This window comes from Rickettsiella endosymbiont of Aleochara curtula, from assembly GCF_964030935.1.
Taxonomy (GTDB): domain Bacteria; phylum Pseudomonadota; class Gammaproteobacteria; order Diplorickettsiales; family Diplorickettsiaceae; genus Aquirickettsiella.
Map to the genome: position 1 here is coordinate 960,743 of NZ_OZ034990.1, position 21,327 is coordinate 982,069.

15 protein-coding genes are annotated in these 21,327 nt (G+C 37.1%); 7 read left to right on the plus strand and 8 right to left on the minus strand.

All coding sequences use genetic code 11. The features are described 5' to 3' along the window. Positions 1-53: 53 nt before the first annotated feature. The 3 genes from AAHF87_RS04185 to AAHF87_RS04195 form a co-directional block, all read right to left on the minus strand. Positions 54-2,234 (minus strand): hypothetical protein, encoded by a 2,181-nt coding sequence (locus AAHF87_RS04185; RefSeq protein ID WP_342147219.1) that lies wholly within the window; start codon positions 2,232-2,234, stop codon positions 54-56. Between the two features lie 139 nt (positions 2,235-2,373). Continuing rightward, the gene (locus tag AAHF87_RS04190) at positions 2,374-4,284 is read right to left on the minus strand and encodes a glycoside hydrolase (protein ID WP_342147221.1); all 1,911 of its coding nucleotides are present in this window, start codon (positions 4,282-4,284) and stop codon (positions 2,374-2,376) included. A 129-nt stretch (positions 4,285-4,413) separates the two neighbouring features. Then, positions 4,414-5,997, minus strand: a complete 1,584-nt coding sequence (locus tag AAHF87_RS04195; protein ID WP_342147222.1) for an FAD-dependent monooxygenase — start codon at positions 5,995-5,997, stop codon at positions 4,414-4,416. A gap of 92 nt (positions 5,998-6,089) precedes the next feature. Here AAHF87_RS04195 and asd point away from each other — a divergent pair, with 92 nt between their 5' ends. From asd to gloB, 3 genes are all read left to right on the plus strand, one after another. Then, positions 6,090-6,926: an archaetidylserine decarboxylase gene (gene asd, locus AAHF87_RS04200; RefSeq protein ID WP_342147224.1), complete on the plus strand. Its 837-nt coding sequence runs from the start codon at positions 6,090-6,092 to the stop codon at positions 6,924-6,926. Positions 6,927-6,982: 56 nt separating this feature from the next. Then, complete coding sequence (locus tag AAHF87_RS04205; RefSeq protein WP_342147226.1) at positions 6,983-7,474, plus strand: acyl-CoA thioesterase; 492 nt, start codon at positions 6,983-6,985, stop codon at positions 7,472-7,474. Between the two features lie 97 nt (positions 7,475-7,571). After that, the gene (gene gloB, locus AAHF87_RS04210; RefSeq protein ID WP_342147227.1) at positions 7,572-8,345 is read left to right on the plus strand and encodes a hydroxyacylglutathione hydrolase; all 774 of its coding nucleotides are present in this window, start codon (positions 7,572-7,574) and stop codon (positions 8,343-8,345) included. A 70-nt stretch (positions 8,346-8,415) separates the two neighbouring features. On the opposite strand, the gene AAHF87_RS04215 is transcribed toward gloB, so the two are convergent. Beyond that, positions 8,416-8,898: a PH domain-containing protein gene (locus AAHF87_RS04215; RefSeq protein WP_342147229.1), complete on the minus strand. Its 483-nt coding sequence runs from the start codon at positions 8,896-8,898 to the stop codon at positions 8,416-8,418. 90 nt (positions 8,899-8,988) lie between these two features. Here AAHF87_RS04215 and AAHF87_RS04220 point away from each other — a divergent pair, with 90 nt between their 5' ends. The 4 genes from AAHF87_RS04220 to AAHF87_RS04235 all read left to right on the plus strand — a co-directional run bounded on the left by AAHF87_RS04220 (position 8,989) and on the right by AAHF87_RS04235 (position 15,098). Further along, positions 8,989-9,354 (plus strand): dihydroneopterin aldolase, encoded by a 366-nt coding sequence (locus tag AAHF87_RS04220; RefSeq protein WP_342147230.1) that lies wholly within the window; start codon positions 8,989-8,991, stop codon positions 9,352-9,354. Positions 9,355-9,538: 184 nt separating this feature from the next. Beyond that, positions 9,539-12,133 carry a DNA mismatch repair protein MutS gene (gene mutS / locus AAHF87_RS04225; RefSeq protein WP_342147232.1) on the plus strand — a complete coding sequence of 865 codons (2,595 nt, stop codon included), beginning with the start codon at positions 9,539-9,541 and terminating at the stop codon, positions 12,131-12,133. After that, on the plus strand, positions 12,130-12,963 hold the full coding sequence (pssA, locus tag AAHF87_RS04230; protein WP_342147234.1) for a CDP-diacylglycerol--serine O-phosphatidyltransferase: 834 nt from the start codon (positions 12,130-12,132) through the stop codon (positions 12,961-12,963). Before mutS ends, pssA begins: the two co-directional genes overlap by 4 nt. Before the next feature lie 113 nt (positions 12,964-13,076). Further along, complete coding sequence (locus tag AAHF87_RS04235) at positions 13,077-15,098, plus strand: inverse autotransporter beta domain-containing protein (RefSeq protein ID WP_342147236.1); 2,022 nt, start codon at positions 13,077-13,079, stop codon at positions 15,096-15,098. An 81-nt stretch (positions 15,099-15,179) separates the two neighbouring features. On the opposite strand, the gene AAHF87_RS04240 is transcribed toward AAHF87_RS04235, so the two are convergent. From AAHF87_RS04240 to AAHF87_RS04255, 4 genes are all read right to left on the minus strand, one after another. After that, positions 15,180-16,571 (minus strand): L-serine ammonia-lyase, encoded by a 1,392-nt coding sequence (locus AAHF87_RS04240; protein WP_342147238.1) that lies wholly within the window; start codon positions 16,569-16,571, stop codon positions 15,180-15,182. A 72-nt stretch (positions 16,572-16,643) separates the two neighbouring features. Beyond that, positions 16,644-18,704, minus strand: a complete 2,061-nt coding sequence (locus AAHF87_RS04245; RefSeq protein ID WP_342147239.1) for a primosomal protein N' — start codon at positions 18,702-18,704, stop codon at positions 16,644-16,646. 45 nt (positions 18,705-18,749) lie between these two features. Beyond that, positions 18,750-19,739: a lipopolysaccharide heptosyltransferase I gene (waaC, locus tag AAHF87_RS04250; RefSeq protein ID WP_342147241.1), complete on the minus strand. Its 990-nt coding sequence runs from the start codon at positions 19,737-19,739 to the stop codon at positions 18,750-18,752. Positions 19,740-19,964: 225 nt separating this feature from the next. Next, the gene (locus AAHF87_RS04255; protein WP_342147242.1) at positions 19,965-21,311 is read right to left on the minus strand and encodes a hypothetical protein; all 1,347 of its coding nucleotides are present in this window, start codon (positions 21,309-21,311) and stop codon (positions 19,965-19,967) included. Positions 21,312-21,327: the final 16 nt, after the last annotated feature.

The window sequence follows — 21,327 nt, forward strand, 5'->3', positions numbered from 1 at the left end:
AGTATTATAAAAGATTATTTAAAATTAATTTTTAATATTTTAAACTTCAAGTTCTATATATTTAGCATTGAACGTGATATTTCATTTTTTTTATTTGGATTTATTTCTTGATGTTTCCCTTTAAAAAAACAAAAATGATTAGTTTTTTTTTGGGAGAGAATATTTGTATTGGATAACAATAAATCTGATGCTGTTTCTAGATTAGCGCTCAAATCAACAACTGGATTAGGTGAATGCTTAAGCTCTAAACTTAAAAGGCTTGCTAGATATAATAGCTTTTTATTCGCTTGCTCTAAAACTTCTAATCTGCTATCTAAATTTTTTGCCATTTCAAAACGATTTCGCTGTCTACTATGCAAGTGATAGGTAATGAGATTAGCTATACCATTTATAATAATTAAATGAACGAATATTAACAAAATAGGTAAAGTCAGCGTCTTAACAAGCGTATGAATTCCTAGATTACTCTTCCATACAATTTGTTGAGTTAAGTTATATCCATAAAAACCTCCTCCAGAGAATGCGAAAAATCGATTCAAAAACTTTTTAATACTTTTGAAAAAACTTCCGCCGTCACCTAATACCTGATCTTGTTCGTAAGAATTATAAACATTTTTTTTAAGCACATAGCTATTAAATAAATAGTAAAATTTATTATTTAAATTGTCTAGTTTATTTTTTTCAAAAAAAGTTTTAAACCCAATTTCTAAAAAATTGATATTATCCTGTAGATATTCAAATTTTTTCCATTTTTCTATTCGAATAATTTGCTGTGTTCCATATTTATCTCTAAATGAATATTCACTTTTCTCACTAATTCTATTTGAAATAGTTCGATGATAGAGATCTTCTCTCGAACGAAATTCACAAAGATGACTTATCAGAAAAAAACTAGCCGTAATTAAAATTAAAACCCCAACCGCTAGAGGAGAAGCGACAATAGTTGCAAAACTAATCGCGCCTAAGATCATTAAAACACTATGCATAGCCCAAGTTAATAAATAAGTATAAAGTACTATACTGCTTAAATTAATCGTTAATGAAGCTATAAACTGTGTTTTAGGATAGACTTCTGTTAAATACTGATAAAGTTTGGACTCTAAGCTATTTAATGAGGGTCGATAAATGGGATCAAAATTCTTCTGTATGTTCGAAAGTGAATTTAAAAATTCATTTAAATTTATGTCTTTCTTGAATAAATCATAAACTATCTGATGAATTAATTTAAATTCATTTTTGCTTTTTTCTTCATTGAATACTTCTATTTTTACCCGATCTAAAATCTGCTCGGCTTCGATTGTGGATATTTTCGGAAAGATTACTGATTCTTTTTTAACTAAATATACAAGTCGGAAAATCAGATAACTACCTAAGGATATACCTAATATTATAAAAATGATTGGATAGTTTGATAATGATAAGCAAAAAAATAGCAGTAAAAAACTAATCCAACTTAATAAATTGGCGTGAGTACTCAATCCATACCAAAACAACGAAAAAAATTGCATCGGCTTGTTTTTAATTACGAATTTGTTTATTTTTTCCCAAATCGACGTAATCGAGTAAATCTTTATAACTTCAGTTTCTTTTAAAAAATAAACGCTTAATTCTTTTGCTATTTTTTCTTGTTGTTGTTTTAATTTTTTTATTTCATTCTGAATCGAACCATAATTTACTTCTGAATTCATAAGCCACTGAAACTGGTTAATAACGGCTTGGCTATCCAAATTGGTTATCAATGTAGCAATATCAGACTCTGTTAAACTCTCGTCTTTATATGTTTTTAACAGCGCTAGTTTTGCGAGATGAGAAAGCCGCCTTCTTTCTAATTGAATTTCTTTTTTGGTTAATAAAGTTTTATTAAAAACTTTCTTTTCTATTTCTTTATCAATTATAATTGATAAACTATTTTCAAATTCGAAATAGTTTTTTCTATGTAGAATTACACAAGCATCGTCTCGATCGTCAATGATCCAAGGATTGGTTTTATCTTTAGAGTAAAATAATAAGCGTTCATTATACTTTCGTATTAAATAGAATCTTTTATATACTGGATCCTGTTCAATTGGACTCATATACTCATCAGAATTTTTAAAGTCATGAATAGAAATTAAATAATCCCAACTATTACTCTTACATTTACGATAATCTGCAGAAAAATTTTTGGAGAAATTCAAAAACCAAGGAAAGGCGGTGGTATCATTTAACTGATCCACTGCGGTCGTCTTACCCATAAAGCTAGGAAATTTTTTTATTTCATTCCAGATTGAAATAAATTTGTTACGACAAGCCACTCAGTATTTTTTTATTATTTTTAGTAAACTGAAGTGGCTTAGATTAAATTAGATAAATAAAAAGATCTAGTATAAAAAATTAATTTCTTGGACAAAATAAAGATTTACTACCATCTTCTTTCCATTCGGCTTGAATACAATGGGGCGCTATATCTTCATAGAATTTATCGGAAAAATTAGCGGTTAAGATAAGTCGATTTCCAAATTGTGTTTGTTGCACTAAATGATCATCAGTTAGCCAATCAAATGTTGTCAACGCTTCTAAACCAGTCATTTGATGTAGCGGAGAGAAAAAATTATAGTAAGCAGCAAAGTATTTTTTATTTTTTTGTAATGTTTTTTGATCTAATACCCAAATTGGAGGAACATTATAAAGATTTTGTAATAATGCTTTAGTTTTTCTAATTGCAGGAATCTTTAATTCATTCAGTTCCCATCTATCCGTTGTAATCACTGAGTCATGAAATACCGCTTCGTACAATGGCAATCTATAACGTGGATTGTAAGAGGCACGAATGAATTTATCCGGTGCATTATAAGGTTGGAATAGAACTTTTGGAGCATTGCTAGGCCACCAAACACCAAAATGTTGCTTATCTTTTAAAGCAGGCCAAAAGGCTTCTGGAAATGCCAAGAAAGCACCATTATTATAAGCGATAGTCGGATTTGCCCAAGACAATCCTGTTTCAGAACCCAACACTATCTTTTGGGTACTACAAATAAACCGCATCCGTTCTAAGCGATTGTTTAAATCTTGCCCACGTGTCATAGGATGATGTTTTGAATAATCATCATAAAGTGGATAGGCCGCATCACAATCTAAGAACAGTGTATTGTCCCCTTTATTCAACATTGTTTCGACTTGGTTTGCGATATTTTTCTGCCTAGATTCTCTTAGCCGAAGTGCCTCTGAACTTAAATAGCAGCCACGATTTGCAAACCCAGTTAGAACAGATGCATTGGGATTTCGAATACAGGCTTCTGGCCACAAGTGATTCGGCCAGGTTGAAGTTATACTATCTGAAGTTTTTGGGTTTTGAGCATTATCAAAACTATCGTAAGGCCCTATTAAATAACCCATGCTTTCAGCTTTACGAATATATTCTTTTTCAATATTAGCGCCATCCTGAACCGGGCTAGCATCATAATTTATTAAAGCATGCTTAATACCTAATTTTTCCAACTCATCCAACATAGCTAAGCTTTTACCGTCACCCCACACCCAAATATGGAAAGCGCCTAGTAATTTATTCACATTGGCATTTTCTAGAATTTTTTGTTTGAGTGAAACAAATTTATTTTCATTTATTAGTAAATTTCGATAGTCCAACGCGGGACTAATCGGACTATCCCCAGTCAAATGTACTAATAAAGTATATTCAGGGAAATGTGATCTTTTTAAAAAATGGTGTTCGTTTATCACGTAAAGCTGGGCTTGTTTTTCACGAACTTGCGCATCAGTATCAACATCATGGTCACCCCAAATATAACTTACATAATTTTCATCAGGATATTCTATTGACCAGAAAGGAATGCTTAAGGTTAAACTAGGATATTTATTAAATTCTTTACGCCAGAAGGTATCGTGATTGGGAATATATAAACCTTCTCCATCTGGAATAACCAAAGCTTTAGCTTGTGGGGTTAATCCTGCTATAGGCCATTGAAAGATTTGTTCTTTATTGGTTTTGAAAGAAAATTTTAGGCCTTGTTCATCTACAACAACATTAACTTGCATTTTAAGATGCGGGTAAGTCCATTGAGCTGTTTTACTATCGACTTTTAGATCTTTTACCTCGTCAAACGGACGCTCTTCTTGTGTCAAACTAATCGCTGCTGCATCTTCGCTAGGAGCAACCGAAATAGCCAAAGTTACTGGATCAATAGTAAATTCTCCGGTTCTAGCCTTTAAGGTAAACGCTTCTTTAGCGGATGTTAATGAGGTGATCAATAATAAGGCTAGAAAAATAGGCCAGAATTTCTTAAACATTGTTTAATGTTCCAAATAACGGGTTTAAATGCGCTAATTATATAGCGAAGTGAGTATTTGGTCAAAATATTTACAGATTTGTAAGCTTTCGATTAGGGGGAGATAAAATTAAAAAAATCTGTTTGTCTTTTATTTGAAAAAATTCTTCAGATATTTTTCTAATAAAAAATAGTTATTTGAATTAATTCGAAATCCTATATAGCCGTCAGGCCTGACAACATACATTGCAGATGAAATCACACCATAACGTTTGAAAAGTAGCTGGTTAGCTGGAGATAATACGAAAACATGAACTTGCATCCAGTCTCGATTATTTTTTATAAAAACATTTATTTTTTCTATGTGCTTATCGGTTTGTTCCTTTTTAGTCTCAAAATAAAGTATATTAAAAGGCTTGTGGCTTACTAATTTGAATAGGTTCGATGAATTAGCGGGTGCATTGGGCGCGCGATATCCCGGACATGGCCCTCCTTTAAATACTTGGTAAGATTTTTCTATGACCTCGTAGTTAAACGGATTTTTAGCGTAGTGAATGTTCAACTGCGACATGAACCAGAATAAACGCTTTTCTAAATTTTTCTTAGAAAAAAGAAATGTAATAATAAAAGGTAATAGCCAATTTCGTAACTTGGAAATTAAGTACCCTTTTGCTGTGAGTAAAGAAAAAAACTGATCCGTGGTTTTTAATAAAATTTTTCCCACTGGATGTCTTTCTGCTTCATAGGTATCCAATAATTTATCGCTAGTACCCTTTTTCAATACTAAAGCGAGTTTCCACGCCAGATTAGTGCCATCTTGTATTCCAGTATTCATACCCTGACCACCTACGGGACTATGAATGTGTGCTGCATCCCCTACAAGGAAAGCACGGTTTTGATAGTACTTGGTTACACCACGATGATGTAAACGAAATTGGGAAATCCAAACTGGATTAACTAATTTCACCGGCACTTGGGTCAGCACACTGGCCAGATGCTCTAATTCAACTAAGTTCGGAGTAGATAGCTTCTCTTCAGCATGACCAGCGCGTTTTGCCAACATAATGCGACTAATTTGCTCAGTAAGCGGAATATGCACGAAGACGCCATTTTTTCCGAGGAAGAAAAGAAATTTGTTTCGCGAATAAGGCCATTCAATACTCGCATCAACTAAATTAAAAATTTGAGGATAAGCATTTCCCTCAAACGAAAAATTAAGTGTATGACGTATGTTACTATGTGCGCCATCGCAACCTATGATATAGGCACACTTAATTTTTTCCGTGCTCCCGCCAATGTTGTCTTTAATAGTCGCCTGTACACACTTAATATCTTGTGTAAAAGTAATCAATTCTTTTTGACGCTCAATGTAAATAGCTTTTTTTTCCAAGAATTCAATCAATATACGTTCGGTTTCCGTTTGTGATAGAAAATATACCGAAGGAAAAGGAGTGTCTTGATGCTGAAAATGCTGAAAATTGATTTCTACTTGCTTCTTTCCGTTAATAAAAAATGCAAAATCCACATTAGAACGCGCTAGCTTAAGAAATTCCTCAGCAATACCTAAATTCTGAAATATTTCCATCGATTTAGCTTGGATGGCGAATGCTCGCGATTCATGCGCTCGATCCTGTTGTTTATCCAAGATTCTGAATTTAACGTCACATCGCCATAGCTGACAGGCCATCATCAGCCCAGTAGGACCTGCTCCAATAATCAATACTTCGGTATCCATAAAAAAAACTATAGTCCAGACTTTCATGAAGTAAAATGACCGCGCTATAATGGTCAAATATTTCGCTTGCCAAAATTCTTAAGGAGCATTAATTGCATACCCGCTATCAATCGTTACTACCCCAACATGGTCTATCCCGCTTTGCTGGATGGATTGCTAACTGCAAACAAACTTGGATAAAAAATAGATTAATCCATGGATTTATCCGGCATTATAATGTCGATATGATGTTAGCACAGGAAGAAAACCCCGAAAATTATATTAATTTTAATCATTTTTTTACCCGATCTTTAAAACCCGAAAAACGCCCCATCTCCAACAATGCGGCAGATATCGTATCGCCCGTTGATGGCACTATTAGTCAAATTGGCGATATTAAGCAAAATCAACTGATCCAGGCAAAAAAAATAGACTATAACTTACAAGCTTTATTAGGTGGCTCCGCGAAATTAGCCGCTCAGTTTCAAGGAGGAAAATTTGCGACCCTATATTTAGCGCCTCAAGATTATCATCGCGTACACATTCCCTATAGCGGTGAATTGAAAGAAATGATCTATGTTCCAGGACGCTTATTTTCAGTAGATGCTCAAACTACAACTGAGCTTCCAAATTTATTCGTCCGTAATGAGCGGGTTATTACCTTATTTTCTACGCCTATAGGTCCAATGGCGGTTATTTTAGTCGGCGCCATGCTTGTTGGCAGCATCAATACTCCTTGGGAAGGAATTATCGCTCCTGCTTCCAAACGACATATCTATCATTGGCATTATCTGGACAACAAAATTTCCTTACTTAAAGGACAAGAAGTGGGTCAATTTCAATTAGGTTCTACCGTTATTATTTTATTCGCGCCCGATCGTATGAAATGGTTAGCTCATTTATCAGGAAGAAAAGTGAAATTTGGTGAAAATATTGGTGAGACAATATAAGATGTATTTATATTAGTTATAATATTTTTTTGATGAAAAAAAAATTGAGGTGGCCAATGACTATCCCACAAGAAAAAACCGTTTCAGCATCGGCTGTGCATGATCACACTTATAAAATATTTCCTAATGATTTGAATTCAACAGAAACCGTGTTTGGCGGCTTAGTTATGTCTACACTTGATAGAGTCGCTTCTGTGGTTGCAGAGAGACACAGTCAAAGGCCTTGTGTCACTGTTTCTGTGGATGCGATGCATTTTTTGCAACCGGCAACTCGAGGAGATATTTTAATTTTTCAAGCGGCTATTAACCGTAGTTGGACCAGTTCAATGGAAATCGGCGTACGTGTTCTTGCTGAAGATTATCGTACTGGTATACGGCGACATATAGTGTCTGCCTATTTTACTTTTGTAGGCACAGATGAGCATGGTCGTCCTGCGCATGTCCCTAAAGTTATTCCTGAGACAAGCGATGAAATAAGGCGTTACGAGGAAGCCGGTAAGCGGCGTGAGCGCCGACATCAGGCATCAAGAAAGCTGACTGAGAAATAAATACTAAATCAATAATTTAATTCCTCTTGAACCTACCTTTCGGTTAACTGTTCTAGGATGACAATTAACAAAAATAAAAGAATTTTAAGGAAAGATTATGACGATACAAATATCACCTATTTTGGCTTTTAAAGATAATTATATTTGGTGTCTTATTAATGAGGAAACCAAACATTGTATCATTGTCGATCCAGGTGAAGCTAAACCCGTTCTTACGCAACTAAAACAGTTAAATCTTAAACTTGATGCTCTCTTCATCACTCACCACCATTGGGATCATACTAATGGCATTCGTTCTATCTTAAAGCTACATAATGTTCCTGTATTTGGACCTCGAAAAGAAAAAATAGCTGGAGTAAGTAACCCAGTCGATGAAGGTGATAAAATTGAGCTGCCAAATTGGCCTGCTTTCGAAGTACTTGCTATTCCTGGCCATACCTTAGGACATATCGCCTATTATGGAAACCATCTTTTATTCTGTGGGGACACCTTATTTACCGCAGGTTGCGGTCGATTATTCGAAGGAACTGCCGAACAAATGTTGAATTCTTTGAATAAATTGGCTCAGCTTCCGAGTGAAACTCAGATTTATTGCGGTCACGAATATACGCTAGCAAACCTACATTTTGCACAGGCAGTAGAGCCCAATAATGCTCATATCAAAGAACGCCTCGAAAAAACGCGAGAATTGCGCCAAAAAAACCTAGCGAGCGTACCTAGTCTGTTATCAGAAGAGCGTTTGAGTAATCCTTTTTTACGTTGTGATAATTCAGAAATAAAGTTGCGCATAGAAAAAAGAACTGGAAAAAAACTTGCAACTCCGGTTGAAATATTCGCTTACCTGCGTCAATGGAAAAATAATTTTAAATGAGTTAACTCACAGTAAAATGAAGCAACGGAATGTATTTAAGATACATGCGGATTGCGAGTTGCGCGGCCACTTATTCAGGTACGAAGCAACTATTGAGCTTTTTTTGTCGTTCAATTTCTTCTAATACCTTATACCGAAATCTAAAAGGATAACGTACAGCAGAAAATAACTCATTGGTCCCACTCACTCCGCGAATGCGAATTGACCCATAATCAAAAATACGACCCATAATACTTTGGCTAATTTCTATCCCTTCAATCCGATCCAACGAATTTTCAAAAGCATAGCGACTTATAAAACCTGATTTCATGATGACACGTTTATTAGTTATGCCAAATTCCGAAGAATAATAAACGATCAGGCCAGACAGGAAAGCCGCAAAACCTAATAAAGAAAAAAGACTAATGATCAATAGGGTATGGCGAACCCCCATCATCAAAAATGCGGCAATTAAAATCAAACCCACTAGCGATCTAAAAACAACGATCCAATGTGGATGACTTCGGTATATAACTTTTTCTTCCGGCAAGAGTGTTTTATCGATATAATTCATAAGGACCTCTTATTATTTTGCTTAATTCATATATGAGCTGAATGAGGTTATAGTAGCCAAACTTATACGAGTTTGCTATGCTTTTCGCACATGAATTCACAATTAATACTAGAAAAACTTAATTTACTGGTTAAACTAGGCCATACAATCGAAGAACGTAGCTTGCCTCAATGGGTTGCAGTACAAATAAAGCTGGGTTTTGATAGCCTCCCACCCGCCTGTATCAATGATCAATTAAATGATACGGTTTGCTATGCAATCCTTGCTGATGAATTGCAACGGTTCTGTGATGATCACTCCTTTAAACTTATCGAAGCTTTAGCTTACCAGCTTTATCAATTTCTTAAAGAAAAATTATCTAAAATAATGAATAATCAAATTAGTATTTTCTTATCTATCACTAAAAACCCTCAATTAACTAAAATAGAACAATCTAGTTTTTCAATCTGCGACTAATTCTATTTGCTTAATCAACGGTATAATTAAACTTATATTTTGGTTAAACTATTAATTAATTAAGGAATTTCTCTCAAGCTATTAATTTCCAGTTTTTAAAAATTTTTTTTCGAATAATTAACATTGCAAAAGTTAGAATTAATGGAACAATCCAATAAAAAGCAAAGGTTTTGCAAGAGGACTTATGAAAAATAGCATCGATTTAGCGCAGCACACGCCCATGATTCGTCAATATCTGCAATTAAAAGCGCAGCATAAAGACAAATTATTATTTTATCGCATGGGTGATTTTTATGAATTATTTTATGAAGATGCGATCAAAGCTGCAAAATTATTAAATATTACGTTAACTAAGAGAGGGCAATCCGCTAGTCAAGACATTCCCATGGCGGGTGTACCTTTTCATAGCGTCGAAACCTATTTAACCAAACTAGTGAAACTGGGTGAATCGATTGCTATTTGCGAACAAATAGGTGATCCGAATCTATCCAAAGGTCCGATGGAAAGACAGGTAACCCGTATTATTACACCCGGCACACTCAGCGACGAAGCATTATTAGACGATAATCAAAGCTTATTACTGGCACTGTATAACCACAATGAACAATTTGGACTTTCTTATTTTGATATGGGAAGCGGACAAATACACATTCTACAGATTACTGGTGAAGAAGCGTTGGTAAGTGAATTAGCAAGACTTCACCCCTCTGAACTGTTAATCAGCGAAGAATATAAAAACGCACAAATATTGAAATCTTATAAACCTGTCCGCCGCAGACCACCCTGGGAATTTGATTTAAATACTGCAACTCATTTAATAACCCAACAATTTCAAGTGCGCGATCTAAGTGGTTTTGGCTGCCAGGATTTGCCTTTGGCACTACAAGCGACCGGCTGCTTATTAAATTATGTCAAAGACACACAGCGCGCTCAACTAAAACATATTCAACCAATACGCATAGAAAGACGCGAAGAAAGTATTGTATTAGATGCCACGAGTCGACGTAATTTAGAGTTAACACTCAATTTACAGGGAAAGAAAAGCAATACTGTGATGTCCATCCTAGACAAAACGGCAACGCCCATGGGAAGTCGTCTACTCAATCGATGGATGCATCGTCCTTTACGCAAGATATTCACTATAGAAGCGCGGCAAACAGCCATAAAAGATTTACTAGCTACACCAGGCTATATCAGTTTACACTCATTGTTAAAATCACTCGGTGATCTTGAACGTATCGTTACACGGGTCGGATTAAAATCAGCAAGGCCGCGCGATTTAAGCCAATTACGTTTGAGTTTAGCCATTTTACCAGACATTCATAACAAACTTGCTCCTTGTTTAAATGCTCAAACCTCTAAAAAAAAATCCGAATTATTGATTTTATTAAGTCAACAGATAAAAACTTTTCCTCAATTATTTTGTTTATTACAGCAAGCTATTGTTGAAAATCCTCCTGCGGTTACGCGTGAAGGAGGCATGATCGCTAAAGGATATCATGCTGAACTTGATGAGTTACAAAACTTAAGTGATCATGCTGGACAATATCTGATTGATTTGGAAAAACGTGAAAGAGAGCACTCCGGAATTAGCACACTGAAAGTTGGTTTTAATCGCGTACACGGTTATCACATCGAAATAAGTCGTGGACAAGCCAAACATGTGCCCCCACATTATATTCGTCGACAAACACTAACGAATGCAGAACGTTTTATTACACCTGAGTTAAAGGAATTTGAGGATAAAGCCTTAAGCGCTCGTTCTAAAGCATTAACTTTGGAAAAAAAGCTTTATGACGAATTACTCGACAAGCTAGGCATTTATTTAACTGATCTACAAAAAACAATCAATGCCATAGCTGAGTTAGATGTGCTAACTTGCTTTGCCGAACGAGCGACGACGCTCAATTTAACCTGTCCTTTATTAAGTAAGAATCCAGGTATCCATATTGAAGAAGGCCGACATTTAGTTATCGAACAAAGCTTAGACACGCCTTTTATAGCCAATAATTGTCACTTAACTACTGAGCAACGCTTATTAATCATCACCGGTCCAAATATGGGCGGCAAATCGACCTATATGCGGCAAACGGCTTTAATTTGCCTATTAGCCATGATAGGTTGTTTTGTTCCTGCAAAAAGCGCTACGATAGGTCCCATTGATCGTATTTTCACCCGAATCGGAGCTGCTGATGATCTTGCTAGTGGTCGTTCAACCTTTATGGTAGAAATGACAGAAACTGCCGCTATTTTGCATAATGCAACTGAGCAAAGCTTAATTATTATGGACGAAATTGGACGCGGCACCAGTACTTTTGACGGGCTCTCCTTAGCTTTTTCATGCGCTGAATATTTAGCAAAACAAGTTAAAGCCTACACCTTATTTGCGACACATTATTTCGAACTGACTAGCTTAACCGAAGAAAACACTGTCATAAGCAACTGTCATGTCGATGCAAGAGAACACAACGATAGCATCGTATTTTTATATACTGTCAAGCAAGGACCCGCGAATCAAAGTTATGGACTACAAGTAGCTCAATTAGCAGGCGTCCCCAAACCAGTTATTCAGCGCGCCAGAGAAAAACTTAACGAACTTGAAAAGAACTCTGCACATACCAATCACGACCCGGTAAATCCACGCATCAACTCGCAGAAACTTCCTGTCAATCCTGATATTATGTCTCTACTCGAACAAGTGGATCCAGATCAATTGGCTCCCAAAGAAGCGCTTGAGATCATTTATCGGCTAAAATCCTTGCAAGGAATTCCAGTATGAATAATTTAAATGACGCAAAACTTTTCCATTCTACTGAAGAAAAATTGGCTACTTCTGAGGATAAAGCAAGCAACAATGGTGACCATGAAGAAGGTGAAAAATTAGCTTACCGTCGCCGTGGGATTTATTTACTACCCAATTTATTTACCATCGCCGGTTTATTCGCAGGTTTTTATGCCATTGTCACAGCCATGGAAGGTTATTTTAATTATGCGGCGGTAGCTATTTTTGTGGCTATGATTATGGATTTTTTTGACGGTCGTGTTGCACGCTTAACCAATACACAAAGTGCTTTTGGTGCTGAGTTAGATAGTTTATCGGATATGGTTTCTTTCGGCGTCGCACCCGCACTGGTTATTTATAGTTGGTCTTTAGAAGGATTAGGTAAATTAGGTTGGTTAGCCGCATTCATATTTGCAGCTGCTGGGGCATTACGTTTAGCGCGTTTCAATACACAGGTATCCGTGGCCGATAAACGTTATTTTCAAGGACTACCTATTCCTGCCGCAGCCGGTGTGTTAGCCAGTATGGTATGGTTATGTGTTGATTCAGAAATTTTGGGTGATGGTGTTAGCATGATGACAGCCATATTAGCGATCATCATTGCTATTTTAATGGTCAGTAACGTACGTTATTACTCTTTTAAAGAAATTGATCTCAAAGGACGCGTACCTTTTGTAGCAATTTTATTAGTGGTATTAGCTTTTGTTGGCATCTCACTGGATCCACCTAAAATATTATTTTTGATCTTTTTCTGTTATGCCCTTTCCGGTCCTATTTTGACACTGTATACCTTACATAAAAAGCGATCGCTACGAAAAAATAACTAACTTTACTACGGTATAATTTTACAAAGAATTAATATTCTAGAGTTAGGCACTTAGTTAAGTGTAGCGTTATCTCTAACTCTCCATTCAGAATGGTATGCTAACAAGGAAGTCAAATGCATCGTTACAGTTACCGTACATTTTTTTCTTACCTAGCTGCTTTGATTAATTTAGGGGTTTGGACAGCAACCGCTAATGCTAACACCTTCTCCTTACCTCCCCGCTTATCAGCCAATGTTTATGCGAGTGACTATACAGTGGGCACAGCGGATCTGATGTTGCCAATGGCAGGTGACACTAGACATAATTTTTATCTGGACCCCGCTATTGCTTACGGTACAGATAATCAAAATTATGCGGATTTAGGTTTAGGGTATCGCTGGATTAAAAATGATGCCGCTATCTTAGGTTTATACCTATTTGGCGGGTATACGCGCATTGATAACAATGCGCGCTTATGGGTAGCAAATCCGGGTATAGAAGCCTTAGGTTCACGTTGGGATGCCCATCTAAATGCTTATTTTCCAATGGGAGATCGCCACACAAACATAGAATACCCCGTCGTTCGTGAAACTAACCATTCTGAATTTATTGAGTTTTTCTCTAAATCGCAATATGCCAGTAACGGTGCGGATATAAGCCTGGGTTATCAGCTTTTTTCCGGTAATTCTTTAAAAGCTTATGTCGGTAGTTATTTTTTTAATCTATCACATACAAGTAATCTCTGGGGTGGAGCAGCTGGGCTGGAATATTGGCTAACACGTAACTTCAAAGTTTTTGCCAGTTATACCTACGATAATTCAAGCCATAGTACCGGCGCTGTAGGTTTAGGCATAGAGTTTGGCGGTACGCATATCCATCGTAGTAACCCTGCGATAGAAGAACGGATGACTGACCCCGTACAGCGTTATTTAGCGGAACTAGGTCATGGGTCTGCCATTCCGTCTCGATTTGGCACCCCGCAACTTATACCGGGTGACTTTTTCCTAATAAGCAATAACATTGCTTTTTTTAGTGAAACAGGTGGGCCTAATAATGGTGGAATAGGTTTAACGCTGACAAATTGTACGTTTGAAAACCCTTGTGGACCCACTGATCTCACTGATCTGGGCGCTAGCATGTTAAATACCTTATTGCCCAATACTCTAATTTACTTTAATGGTGGATCTTATAATGCTTTAAATGTTGTTAACGGAACAAGCGGTGTTACTCTACAATCCGGTCAAAGTGTTTCTTCACGCACGGCCGATTTTACACAACCTACAACAGGCACAACACGTTCTACGTTTAATGGTGCCTTTATTCTCAATAGCAATAATGCGCTGAACAATATTATCCTGTTGCCAACAGCTGCAACGATAAGCACTGGCTTACAGAGTACTAATGCAACAAATGTTAGCATTAATGGCAGCCAAATTGGTAGCCAGAATAATTCTTTTAATAACGGAGTAGTATTTGATGGCAGCCAAGCGGCTGTTATAGGAAGCGAGATTAATACGAGCAGTATAGCTATGTTAGCACTATCTAGTAGTAATATCCTTATTCAAGATAGTACTCTAAATAATACGCTCACTCAGCCGCCACCCGGATCTCCTTTCGCAGGTATTGTATCGTCATCCTCTACAGTAACAGTAAATCATTCCGTGGTTAATCTTCTTGGTTCAGATATTAATGAGGTAAATGCTGTTGGTGTTACAGTGGACCATGGAACTCTAACTATGAATGATTCCAATCTTAATCTAATTATTGATGCACCACTATCTACAATTAAAGCACGCTTAATAGGTGCTGCCGCGGATGTGAGTGGAGCTCTAACCATGAATAGATCCTCTATTACAGTAGAGAGTAACGTTGCTAATCTGTTAAGCATAAATGGCTTAACAGCTGTAAATAATAATAGTAGCATAATGGTCAACCAATCAACTATCAATGTGATCCAAGAGAGTAATAATATAATCGACACTACCCCAGCTTATGCTTTAGATAGTAGTGCGGGTGGTGAAGTTAGTATTGAGAATAGCTCCTTAAACGTAACATCGGATAGCGATAGTTTCGGTATATTAACCCCTACAAGTAGTAACGTTACAATAACTAATTCTTCTTGTGGTATAAATGGCAGCTCTGTAACTTGTAGCTAATGTGACGGAAATTGCCTGGGCTGCTTATATTGCCAAAATATCTACATTAATAACAGCCGGTCGGTTAAGCGAAAAATAGCATTAACATTCCGGTATATTCACAGCGAGTGTTTTTGCCAAACCACCTAAAGAGGTTTCCTTGTAAATCGCCATCATATCTTTTCCAGTGGCAAACATAGTTTCGATGACTTTATCTAACGATACTTTTTTATTTTTCCCATCTTCCATTAACGCTAAATAAGCCAATTTAATGGCTTTTTCTGCACCGACACCATTGCGTTCGATACAGGGAATTTGAACTAGGCCTGCAACTGGATCGCAGGTTAATCCCAAATGATGTTCCATCGCCATTTCCGCGGCATTTTCTATTTGCTCGAGCGTACCACCTAATACTGCAGTCAGGGCTCCTGCGGCCATCGAACAAGCCACACCAACTTCACCCTGACAACCAACTTCTGCACCGGATATCGATGCATTCATTTTATAAAGTAAAGCGATAGCACCAGCCGTTAATAAAAAATCAGTGATCGATAGTTCACTAACATCTTCATAAAAACGCCGATAATAGGTTAATACTGCCGGAATAATACCGGCAGCGCCATTGGTTGGTGCTGTCACTACGCGGCCTCCAGCAGCATTTTCTTCATTAACTGCCATCGCGTAAATAGTTGGCCATAATAATGAGCCTGGAAACGTCGCTAATTTCGAAGCTGTCTTTTCGCTCATTTTTCTGAAAAGTTCAGGTGCCCGACGTCTGACGTTTAGTTCCCCCGGCAATATCCCCTGCGCATGACAACCACTATCCACGCAGGCTTGCATTATATCCGCTATTTTCAATAAATCAGCGCGTATTTCTTTATCCGGCGCTAATTGCTGTTCATTAGCCCACATAAGTTCTGAAATGCTTAAGTTATTTTTTTCACAGATGTTGAACAATTCTATGGCGGTAGCAAAAGGATAAGGTACTGGAACAGCATCTTTTTGATGCTGACCAAACGCTTGTTCAGTGACAATAAAACCTCCACCGATGGAGTAATAAATTTGACTGCCTAAAAGAACTCCTTCTGCATTAAAGGCACTAAAACGCATGCCATTGGTATGCAATGGCAGTAATTCTTTTTGTAGAAATAATAGGTCGGTTTTTTCAGAAAATGAGATAACTTTTCCATCTGCCAGCTGAATTTTACAGCTTTCTATAATTGTTTTGGCGCGTGGCGCAACCTCATCGGGATCAACTGTTTCAGGAAGTTGCCCTGCTAAGCCATTTAAAACCGCAATGTCTGTACCATGACCTCGGCCAGTTAGGGCCAACGAACCAAACAGCTCAATCTGTAAACGACTAATTTGATTAAATAATTCATTATCTAGCGCTAGCTTTTCCACAAAAGCGCAGGCAGCCTTCATAGGCCCTACGGTATGCGAGCTCGATGGACCTATACCGATGGAGAACAAATCAAACACACTAATAGTCATAAAGAGATTATTTTTTAGTTCATTATTTGCCTACATTCTAGACCTTTACCCCGTATAAAAGAAGTTTTTCACTCAAAAAAGCTCGATAGGGTCGACATCAAGCGACCAACGAACTCGACGACTACTGGCAAGTAAGCTAATGGGTTTAATAATCTGCTCTAATAAATGCTGCAAAGCGTTACGCCGTTTTGCTTGTAACAATAATTGGCAACGATAATAACCCGCTCGACGAGGGTGTAAAGAAGGGACTGGTCCTAATAAGCTGATTTCTTTCCCAAGCAATTCAGCCTGATTTTTTACTTCATTTAAAAAATCAAATGGATAAGCTGAACTTAAGGCTTCGGCATGCATAAGTGCTAAATAACTATAAGGAGGTAAAAGAGAGGTCTGTCTTTCTTGTAATAATATGTCGCTAAAACTAAGATAACCTTGTTCTAACAAATGGTTTAACAAAGGATGCTCTGGATGATAGGTTTGTATCCACACCTCTCCAGGCTTATCGGCCCGGCCGGATCGTCCTGCAACTTGCGTTAATAATTGGCCGGTACGTTCCAAGGCACGAAAATCTGCGCTAAACAACCCGCTATCTGCCTCTAAAATACCCACTAAAGTAACATTCGGAAAATGATGCCCTTTCGCCAACATTTGTGTTCCAATCAAAATCTGGCTTTCACCTTCATGTATATTTTTTAATAACTTATCTAAACTTCCTTTACGTTGCGTATTATCTCGATCAATTCGAACTATGCCGACACCCGGAAAATATTTCTGTAAGGTTTGTTCTAAACGTTGTGTACCTTGACCCAGAGCCAGTAATTGTTGGCCTTGGCATGCAGGACAGCGAGCATCTAAAGGACGTCGATAGCCACAATAATGGCATTGTAAGTGTGCCGGTTTTTTATGAAAATTCATTTTTTGTTCGCAACGCTGGCAATCGGCTGTCCAACCGCAATCATGACAAATAGTAACTGGTGAAAAACCACGTCGATTTAAAAATAAAAGTACTTGGCCTTGCTTTTGCAAATGTTTTTCCATGGTTTGCAATAATACTGGAGAAAAACCTTGATCAAGTTTTTGGTGGCGTAAGTCAATGAAGTGAAAGCTAGGTTGAATGGCAAGCCCTGCTCTAACCGGTAAGTGTAATATTTGATAACGATTTTGCTTAGCATTAAAAATGCTTTCTAAAGATGCCGTAGCAGAACCCAATACTACCGGTATATGTTCTAAACGGCCGCGAACTAACGCTAAATCTCGCGCGTGATAGCGCAAACCTGTTTGCTGTTTAAAGGAACTATCATGTTCTTCATCGATGATGATAACCCCCGGACGTAATAAAGGTGTAAATAAAGCAGAGCGTGTACCAATGATAATCGATGCTTTACCTGATTTAGCGAGTAACCAATTTTCTAAGCGCCGCTTATCGGTTAATTTAGAATGAAACAATACCAAAGGAACTGAAAAGCGATTGCGGAACCGCGCCAACATTTGCGGTGTTAAACCGATTTCCGGAACTAATACTAATGCTTGTTTCCCCCGATCAAATACAGATTGTATAATTTCCAAATAGACTTCTGTTTTTCCACTTCCTGTCACGCCATTTAAGAGAAAAGCTTGAAACTTATCTAAAGAATTAACAATAGTCTTTATAGCTTGTTGCTGATGACTGTTCAATCGAATTTGTTCCGATTTTAAATTACTCTTAGCAACAATAGTGAGCTTATCTTCTTTAGTTTCTTCAGTCGGTTTTTTAAAGTTCTTAGGTTTAGCGTCTTTTGCTATGCGTAATGCATTTGGCATAGCATTAGCAAACACTTCACCAATAGGGCAATGATAATAACGACTGGTCCATTCCAATAATTCTTGGATGGAATCAGGCAAAAGTGGATGCTCATCAAGAATTGCAAGCGCTTGTTTGAGTTGAGATATCGGACGGACTGATACTTCGCTTACTTCCATTAAAAAACCAACTTTTTTCTGATTGCCAAAGGGTACCAGCACACGTAAACCCTTTTTTAATTGTGTTAATGGAAAGTCGGATGGAGCCAAATAGTCAAAATATTGATGTAAGGGCGCCGGAATAGCAATTTTGAGGATATTTTTTGCACTTGAATTTTTGTCTGAGTTACCGCTCAACTCATAATCCTCATGGTTAAATAAAATTATAATTTTTAGGCTTAATTAAAGTGTTAAAAAACGCCGCAAATTGTCGGTTATTTTTTTTAAGACAAGCGTATTATTATTTTCATCTTGCTTACTATTTCCATTAGTTGCCATTTTGATATGATATTGCGAAGGGCCTATGGTTCCTATCAATGCAGCGTTAGTAGGGCCATATAAAACTATCGTAGGAATCTTCAACGCTGCAGACAAATGACTCAGCCCTGTATCTACCGCGACTACTGCTTTAGCTTTACTTAAAACGGCCGCTATTTCATTCAGACTTAAGTAAGGCAACACCTGTACTAGAGGATTCTTCTTAGCCAGTAGCTTAGCATTTTTTCTTTCATTTTCATTACCCCAAGGAATAAAAATACTTACTCCCTGACGAGTCACTTTTTCTATGAGCAAAGACCAGGAATGATTAGACCATAGTTTATTGGAACAACTGGTATTGGGTATAAATATCAAATAATGTTTAGGTAATTCTATTTTAGTTTGGCTTAAACTTTCTTTATTAATACCATAATCAGGTTGCGTTTCTGGTAGAGGGTATTTTAAGGCTTTGGCGAATAATTGACGCAAACGATCAATGGCATGTTGCTGCCAGGGCACAGAAAAGGTTTGTTGGTAGGCCAGATGGGCTAAACTTTCTCGAACAGAATGCTTATCCATGCCAAGCCTACAGCCTCGACTTAGGCACGCAGTAATTGCACTTTTGATAGACCCTTGCGCATCTAAAACAACATCGTATTGTTGAGCACATAGTTGTTTATAAAATTGTTTTATTTCTCCATTTTGAGCCGTTTGCCAAATATTTTTTCGCCAGCGCCGCAGAGCGATGGGAATGATTTGTTGGACTTGCGTATGCCACTTAGGAATTTCTGTAAAAGCCTCTTCCACTACCCAATCAAACTGAATATTCGAAACAGCCTGAGCCGCGTCGGTAACTGCGGGTAATGTATGAATAATATCGCCCATTGATGACATTTTTATGATTAAAACACGCATAAACTCACTCTCATTAAATGGCGATACCCAGCACCTTGAATGCCTTAATATAGACTACCCCAAGCAACTAAACCTTAAGGGCATGTTGACAGTTGCACGATGATGGCGAAAAAGCATCTTTTTTCTGCGTTTCGTTACTCACATACCGTAAGTATGTTCTGTTACGGTACTCAAAAAGCACCGCTTTTTCACTCATCCTAGCACAATTGACAATTGTGTCTTAGTTTAAGCTATTAAAATGGGCAAAGACTCGGCATTCGATAAACTATTGTTAAAAAACAACTCATTATCAGCATCCGTTTCCTGCCTTGAGTTATAGAGAGAGAAAAAAGCGGGGCTACTTTGTGTACGCCTTAATTTAAATCTAATTTTGTTATCAATATCTTTAGCTGGTTGGCTAGCTAGGTGGCATGAAAATAGCGATGATCTTCTTTTTGATGTACAGCAACTATTTTTAATATAGCTAGTCACATCCTCTATTTGTGAAAGCTCTTTTTGGCAAAAGTCTGCATTTGGAATACTAGAAACACGTTTAACTCCATCAATGAGGCGACCCAATCTAGAAAAAAGTGCCGCTAGTACATTATTAGAAATAATAATGGTAGCAAAAATGGTAGCCGCAACGGCTACAGGTGTTGCAACTAAACTTCCTGCCAAGCATAAACCTAGGGTGATACCTAAGGCTAACAAACAACCGAAACTAATACCTAAAAAAGCAGTCTTATATTCATAATAACGCGATTGTATACGTTCCTTAATGGATTTATCTTGAGTACCACCTATATACTTCAAAAAGCAATAGGCTTTGGCAAAATAATCAAAACAAGATGTTGTTAGACTCGTCAAGCTTAATACGAAAGGTAATGCAAAAAGAAATTTATGTAACAACAAAAGATCAATAAAGGGTTTACTAATACCTATTACTGCAACAAAAGGCATAGTCCCAGTCAGTATTAATACGCTAAACAAACTTAAGGCAATAATTAAACCTAAAACTACTCCTATAAAAATCGCCAACTTTTCCTGCTTTAAGCGCGTTCCATCAAACGAGCTTGCCAAACGATTAAATAAACCGCCCAAAGCACAAGTGTAACCTAAAATAAACAAAATATACGCGAAATAGGAAAACGTTTCCCAAAAAGGAATAACTGCATGCAAACAAAGACAAAAAATTCCTAAACTAAGCCCTAACAACATGCCAATAGGAGTAAATAATTTTTCAGCATAGCCTATTTGCCGATTTATTATGACTTCTCGACTAAGAAAGTTTCTAATCTTTGTCTTCTCACCATCGGCGCAGGGAAGCGCAGTAAACAGATTCCATAATCGACCTAAATAGGCACCATCGGCTACGAAGCTCCCGTACTCAGCAGGAACCGTTAATAAATTTAAAAACCATGCTGATTCAAATAAACCCGGTGCAATAATAATTAAAGGAAGTAATAAGCCTAAACCTAATATTGAAATAAGGCCAATCGCTAAACGTTCATTATCTAAGTTGATTATTTTTTTTTTGATCTTTTCGATGATTAGATTGCTTAGCAAAAAACAGAGATAAAAAACCCTTTGCATATTTAATCTAAGGTTA

Coding starts and splice junctions, on each gene's coding strand:
- AAHF87_RS04255 (WP_342147242.1), bottom strand. CDS start 21,311: ATGCAAAGGGTTTTTTATCTCTGTTTTTTGCTAAGCAATCTAATCATC.
- AAHF87_RS04185 (WP_342147219.1), bottom strand. CDS start 2,234: ATGGGTAAGACGACCGCAGTGGATCAGTTAAATGATACCACCGCCTTT.
- AAHF87_RS04205 (WP_342147226.1), top strand. CDS start 6,983: ATGACTATCCCACAAGAAAAAACCGTTTCAGCATCGGCTGTGCATGAT.
- mutS (WP_342147232.1), top strand. CDS start 9,539: ATGAAAAATAGCATCGATTTAGCGCAGCACACGCCCATGATTCGTCAA.
- AAHF87_RS04190 (WP_342147221.1), bottom strand. CDS start 4,284: ATGTTTAAGAAATTCTGGCCTATTTTTCTAGCCTTATTATTGATCACC.
- pssA (WP_342147234.1), top strand. CDS start 12,130: ATGAATAATTTAAATGACGCAAAACTTTTCCATTCTACTGAAGAAAAA.
- AAHF87_RS04215 (WP_342147229.1), bottom strand. CDS start 8,898: ATGAATTATATCGATAAAACACTCTTGCCGGAAGAAAAAGTTATATAC.
- AAHF87_RS04235 (WP_342147236.1), top strand. CDS start 13,077: ATGCATCGTTACAGTTACCGTACATTTTTTTCTTACCTAGCTGCTTTG.
- AAHF87_RS04220 (WP_342147230.1), top strand. CDS start 8,989: ATGAATTCACAATTAATACTAGAAAAACTTAATTTACTGGTTAAACTA.
- AAHF87_RS04240 (WP_342147238.1), bottom strand. CDS start 16,571: ATGACTATTAGTGTGTTTGATTTGTTCTCCATCGGTATAGGTCCATCG.
- gloB (WP_342147227.1), top strand. CDS start 7,572: ATGACGATACAAATATCACCTATTTTGGCTTTTAAAGATAATTATATT.
- AAHF87_RS04195 (WP_342147222.1), bottom strand. CDS start 5,997: ATGGATACCGAAGTATTGATTATTGGAGCAGGTCCTACTGGGCTGATG.
- waaC (WP_342147241.1), bottom strand. CDS start 19,739: ATGCGTGTTTTAATCATAAAAATGTCATCAATGGGCGATATTATTCAT.